The 5,701-nt window shown below is 72.0% G+C and carries 4 protein-coding genes and 1 pseudogene; 4 read left to right on the top strand and 1 reads right to left on the bottom strand.

Features of this window, described 5'->3' with window-relative positions; genetic code table 11:
• From AC2W7J_RS15215 to AC2W7J_RS15200, 4 genes are all read left to right on the top strand, one after another.
• On the top strand, nt 1-507 hold a 507-nt coding region (locus tag AC2W7J_RS15215; RefSeq protein ID WP_485983418.1), incomplete at its 5' end, for an Lrp/AsnC ligand binding domain-containing protein.
• A 12-nt stretch (nt 508-519) separates the two neighbouring features.
• Nucleotides 520-1,776, top strand: coding sequence for a glutaminase (locus AC2W7J_RS15210; protein ID WP_185221107.1), 1,257 nt, complete (start codon nt 520-522; stop codon nt 1,774-1,776).
• 207 nt (nt 1,777-1,983) lie between these two features.
• Nucleotides 1,984-2,535, top strand: coding sequence for an alpha/beta hydrolase (locus AC2W7J_RS15205; RefSeq protein ID WP_485983416.1), 552 nt, complete (start codon nt 1,984-1,986; stop codon nt 2,533-2,535).
• Nucleotides 2,536-2,566: 31 nt separating this feature from the next.
• On the top strand, nt 2,567-5,212 hold the full coding sequence (locus tag AC2W7J_RS15200; protein WP_485983414.1) for a class I SAM-dependent methyltransferase: 2,646 nt from the start codon (nt 2,567-2,569) through the stop codon (nt 5,210-5,212).
• A gap of 122 nt (nt 5,213-5,334) precedes the next feature.
• On the opposite strand, the pseudogene AC2W7J_RS15195 reads toward AC2W7J_RS15200, so the two are convergent.
• Nucleotides 5,335-5,701: pseudogene (locus AC2W7J_RS15195) on the bottom strand (hypothetical protein); the annotation flags it as partial.

Here is a 5,701-nt window from a genome sequence, read left to right as displayed (position 1 = left end):
GATGCCGCGGGACGCCGGGCCGATCGTCGCGGCCCTCGCGCGGACGGTCGCGTCGAGGCCGCGGCCATCGGGCGCGGGACGGGGCGCAACCCCGCGACTGTCCGGCGCCACCTCGCGCGCGTCATCGCCACGGGTGAGCTCGCCTTCCGCTGCGAGGTCGCCCAGGACCCCACGCTCTGGGCGTTGCACTGCACGTGGCTGGCGAGGGTCCCCGAGGAGGCCAAGGAGCGCACCGTCGCGGCGCTCGCGACCCTGCCCGAGCTGCGGCTGTGCGTGTCGACGACGGGGGAGAGCAACCTGCTCGTGTCGGTGTGGGCGCGCTCGCCGTCGGACCTCCTGCGTCTCGAGCGCCTCCTCGGCGACCGCCTGCCCTGGCTCTCCCTCGTCGACTCGGTCGTCATGCTGCGCACCCTCAAGCGCTTCGGCTGGGTGATCGACGCGCGCGGGCGGTCCACGGGCGAGGTCGTCGAGCCGATGATCATCGGTGACGAGCCCGCCTCTGCCTGACAGGATCGGGACATGCGTTCTCCCGTGCCCGACTACCTGACCGAGGTCGCCGAGGCCTGCTCCGCGACGAAGGGGGGCGAGCCCGCCTCCTACATCCCCGAGCTGGCGAAGGTCGACCCCGACCGCTTCGGCATCGCGCTCGCGACGATCGACGGCGAGGTCTATGCCGTCGGTGACGCCGAGCACGAGTTCACGATCCAGTCGATCTCCAAGGCCTTCGTCTACGGGCTGGCCGTGCGCGACCACGGTCTGGAGCAGGTCCTGGAGAGGATCGACGTCGAGCCGAGCGGCGAACCCTTCGACGAGCTCTCCCTCGACGCCAGTGGCCGCCCGCGCAACCCGATGATCAACGCGGGGGCGATCACCGCCCACACCCTCGTCGGCGAGCCCGACACCGCGCCCCACGAGCGGGTCGAGCGGATCATCCGGCTCCTGTCCGACCTCGCCGGTCGTGAGCTGTCCGTCGACGAGGACGTGTGGCGCTCGGAGGTCGCCACCGCCGACCGCAACCTGGCCATCGCCCACATGCTGCGTAGCCACGGCATCCTCACCGACTCGGCGGAGGAGGTCGTGAGCGCCTACTCACGCCAGTGCGCCGTGCTCGTCACCGCGCGCGATCTCGCGCTCATGGCGGCGACCCTTGCCAACGGCGGCGTGCAGCCGGTGACCGGCAAGCAGGTCTTCACCGGCGCCCAGGTCCGCCACGTCATGTCGGTCATGCTCACCTGCGGCATGTACGACTCCGCCGGCGACTGGGTCTCCTCCGTCGGCATCCCGGCCAAGAGCGGGGTCGGGGGCGGCATCATCGGGGCGATGCCCGGGCAGGCGGGTCTGGCGACGTTCGCCCCGCCGCTCGACGCCCATGGCAACAGCGTGCGTGGCGTCGAGACCTTCGAGCGGCTCTCCCGCGACATGGGCATGCACCTCATGAAGGTCGAGCCGCCCGCCCGGTCGGTCATCCAGTCCAGCCGGGTCATCGATCACCGCGGCGAGCAGGTGCGGGTCTACTACCTCGTCGGCACGATCGGCTTCAGCGGGGCCGAGCACGTCGTGCGCCGGCTCTCCGAGCACCCGCCGCAGGAGCAGGGCATCGCGCTCGACCTCACCGGTGTGCACTCGGTGACCGACGTCGGCCGCCGGATGATCCTCGAGACCGCGCGCCGTCTGCGACTCGACGGTCACGAGGTCTATCTCGTCGACGCCGACGACGTCCTCCCGCAGCCCGACCCGGGCGACGGGCGCGAGCTGCCGCAGCTGGCGGACCGGTGATGCTGCGCCGCCTGATCTACCCGGTCCCCGCCTGGGACCCCGAGGGCGGGCTGCCCGTCGAGAGGACGAAGGGGGCGCCCACCTCGTCCACGCCCCGGCCCCCGAGGGCGGTCGCACGATCGTCTACCTCCACGGCAACGGATCCGACCTGGCGTCGATCAGCCCGCTGGCCGGGCTCTTCGCCCGGCACGGCCTCGGCTCGCGGCCGTGGAGTACCCCGGATACGGCCCGGCGGCGGGACGTCCGCACCAGGAGGCGATCCTCGCGGCTGCACGCGACGGGCTGGCGCACCTCCCCCTTCGCGCGGAGCGGACGGTGCTCGTGGGTGAGTCGCTCGGCTCGTCGGTGGCGGCGCACCTGGCCGCCGAGGGTCGGCTCCACGACGACGAAGGCAGTGGGCGTCTCGTCCTCGTCTCGCCCTTCACCTCGATGACCGCGATGGTGCAGCGGGTCGTGCGCGTCTTCCCGCGGCGGCTTGTGCCCGACCGCTGGGAGACCGACACCCTGCTCGACCGGATCGAGGTGCCGACCCTGCTCGTCCACGGCGAACGTGACGACCTCGTGCCGCTGGCGATGAGCGAGCAGCTGGCACAAGGGATCTCGTCGTCGCAGCGGGTCGTTGTGCCGGGCCGCACCCACAACGACCTGTGGGAGGCGCCGAGCGAGTGCCTCGAGGTCGTCGCTCGCTTCGCCACGCAGGACCTCGGCGGCGCCGCCGTCGAGGGCAGCACCGACGCGGGACGAAACCCGCTGTCCTGACCGCCGGCCCGAGGAGTAGGTTGTGTGCTCGATGCAGATAATTGGCTGGCAGGCACACGAGGCTGCGGTCGAGCGACTGGTCCGCTCGCACGCGGCGATCCCGCACGGGGCGCCGGTGCGACTGGCGAAGCGCACGTCCAACCTCTTCCGCCCTCGCGCCCGGGTCGAGGTGCCGGGGCTCGACGTCTCGGGGCTGGCCGGGGTCATCGAGGTCGACCCGGACACGCGGACCGCGCAGGTGCAGGGCATGTGCACCTACGAGGATCTCGTCGCCGCGACCCTGCCGCACGGGCTGATCCCGCTCGTCGTCCCGCAGCTGCGCACGATCACGCTCGGCGGCGCGGTCACCGGCCTGGGCATCGAGGCGACGAGCTGGCGCAACGGCCTGCCCCACGAGTCGGTGCTCGAGATGGACGTGCTCACCGGGTCCGGCGAGGTCGTCACCGCCGGGCCGGAGGGCGAGCACGCCGACCTCTTCCACGCCTTCCCCAACTCCTACGGGTCGCTCGGCTACGCCACCCGGCTGCACATCGAGCTCGAGGCGGTACCGCCGCGGGTCGCGCTGCGGCACCTGCGCTTCGACGACGCGCAGTCGGCGGCTGAGGCCGTCGAGCGGCTCGTCGCGGCCGGTGAGCACGACGGGGGGCGCATCGACGGCCTCGACGGGGTGGCCTTCGCCCCCGACGAGATCTACCTGACCCTCGCGCGGTGGACCGACGAGGCCGGGGAGACGAGCGACTACACCGGCCAGCAGATCTTCTACCGCTCGCTCCAGGAGCGCACGAGCGACCTGCTGACGATGCACGACTACCTGTGGCGCTGGGACACCGACTGGTTCTGGTGCTCGGGTGCCTTCGGCGTGCAGCGCCCGGCGGTCCGTCGTCTGTGGCCGCGGCGGTGGCGTCGCTCCGACGTCTACCACCGGCTCGTCGCCCTCGACCGACGGCACGGCATCGTCGACCGGCTCGACGCGCGCGCCGGTCGACCCCGGCGCGAGCGCGTCATCCAGGACGTCGAGGTGCCCACGGACCGACTGGCCGACTTCCTCGGGTGGTTCGACGAGGCGATCGGCATGCGGCCGGTGTGGCTGTGCCCCCTTCGCCTGCGGGAGGTCGACGGCCATGCCCGCACCTGGCCCGGCTACCCCCTCGAACCGGGGCGCACCTACGTCAACGTCGGCTTCTGGGGAACCGTGCACGTCGGCCCCGACGCACCGCAGGGCCCGCGCAACCGCGCCATCGAGGCCCGGGTGACCGAGCTCGGCGGGCACAAGTCGCTCTACTCCGAGGCCTTCTACCCGCGTGACGTCTTCGACGCCTCTACGGCGGCCCCAACCTCGCTGCGGTCCAGCAGCGATACGACCCGCCGGCCGACTGACCGACCTCTACGACAAGGTGGTTCGGACACAGTGAGCACGATCAAGATCGCCGACGCCCTCTCCGGCATCCTCCCCGAGGGTCTGCCCGTGCGGATCACGGCCTACGACGGCAGCGCCGCCGGTCCGCAGGACGCCGAGATCGGCATCGAGCTGCGCTCCGAGCGCGGGCTGCGCTACCTGCTGACCGCCCCCGGTGACCTCGGCATGGCCCGGGCGTGGGTCGCCGGCGACCTCACGGGCACCGGGTTCCACCCCGGCAACATCTATCCCCTGCTCGACCTGATGAGCAGCACCGACCGGTGGCGCATCCCCTCGGCCCGCGAGGCGCTGGAGCTGGTCCGCGGCCTCGGGTGGGAGCACCTCAACCCGCCGCCGCCCCCGCCGCAGGAGCACCTGCCGCGGTGGCGCCGTGTCATGGAGGGCCTGCGGCACAGTCGCGCCCGCGACTCGGAGGTCATCCACCACCACTACGACGTGTCCAACCGCTTCTACGAGATGGTGCTCGGCCCGTCGATGACCTACACCTGCGCGGTCTACCCGACCGCCGACGCGACGCTCGAGCAGGCGCAGGAGCACAAGTACGACCTCATCGCCCGCAAGCTCGACCTCCAGCCCGGCCAGCGGCTGCTCGACGTCGGCTGCGGCTGGGGCGGCATGGTCCGCCACGCCGCGAAGCACTACGGCGTCAAGGCCCTCGGCGTCACGCTCTCGCGGGAGCAGGCCGACTGGGCCAAGCTGGCGATCGACCGCGAAGGGCTCGGTGACCTCGCCGAGGTGCGCTTCATGGACTACCGCGATGTCGCCGAGGGGGACTTCGACGCGATCAGCTCGATCGGCCTGACCGAGCACATCGGGATCCAGAACTACCCGGCGTACTTCGCCGCGCTGCACGACAAGCTCAAGCCCCACGGCCGGCTGCTCAACCACTGCATCACGCGCGACCACAACCGGCCGACCCGCACCGGTGCCTTCATCGACCGCTACATCTTCCCCGACGGGGAGCTCACCGGGGCCGGCACGGTCATCGCGAAGCTGCAGGACGCCGGCCTCGAGTTCCAGCACGCCGAGAACTTCCGCACCCACTACGCCAGGACGCTCGCCGGCTGGGTCGACAACCTCGTGGAGCACTGGGACGAGTGCGTCGCCGAGGTCGGCGAGGGCACCGCGCGCCTGTGGGGCCTCTACCTCGTCGGCTCGCGGATCGGCTTCGAGCGCAACGACGTCCAGCTCACCCACGTGCTCGCGACGAAGACCACCGCCGACGGCACGAGCGGCTACCCCCTGCGCCACACCTTCTGACCCGGGCGGCCGCCGCTGAACCCTGCAAACCCTAGGGTTTTGCAGGGTTCAGGGTCTGCAACTGCGCAAGACCCTAGGGTCTTGCAGGGTGGGGGGTGTTCGTGGGAGCGGACGTACTCGGATCAGGCGTGGCCGGAGAGCTGTGCCATGCGCGCCTCGAGCGCGGTGAGCATCGCGCTGCACCGCTTGCCGGCGTCCTTGCGGGCCGCCTTGCCGGTCGCCTCGCCGGGCTCGGTGCACATCGGCAGCACGTCGACCGAGAGGCGGGCGCCACCGGCGAGGGAGCGCAGCTCGTCGAGCTTCGCGGCGAAGGGGGAGCCGCTGCCGGGCGAGTAGTAGCGCACGGCCTCGTCGACCTCGTCGGGGAAGAGGTCGGCCTTGGTGACGACGATGACCAGCCACACCGGCTTGTCGCGGCGCAGCGCCATCGACGCGATGCGGTGCGCCGTGATCGTCCAGTCCTCGAGCTCGGCGCGACGCCGCTCATCG

It is taken from the genome of Janibacter sp. CFPM2_SD2 (assembly GCF_057364645.1).
The sequence above is the reverse complement of the archived record's forward strand: the minus strand, read 5'-3'. Positions and strand labels throughout refer to the sequence as shown.

Coding starts and splice junctions, on each gene's coding strand:
- AC2W7J_RS15210 (WP_185221107.1), top strand. CDS start 520: ATGCGTTCTCCCGTGCCCGACTACCTGACCGAGGTCGCCGAGGCCTGC.
- AC2W7J_RS15200 (WP_485983414.1), top strand. CDS start 2,567: ATGCAGATAATTGGCTGGCAGGCACACGAGGCTGCGGTCGAGCGACTG.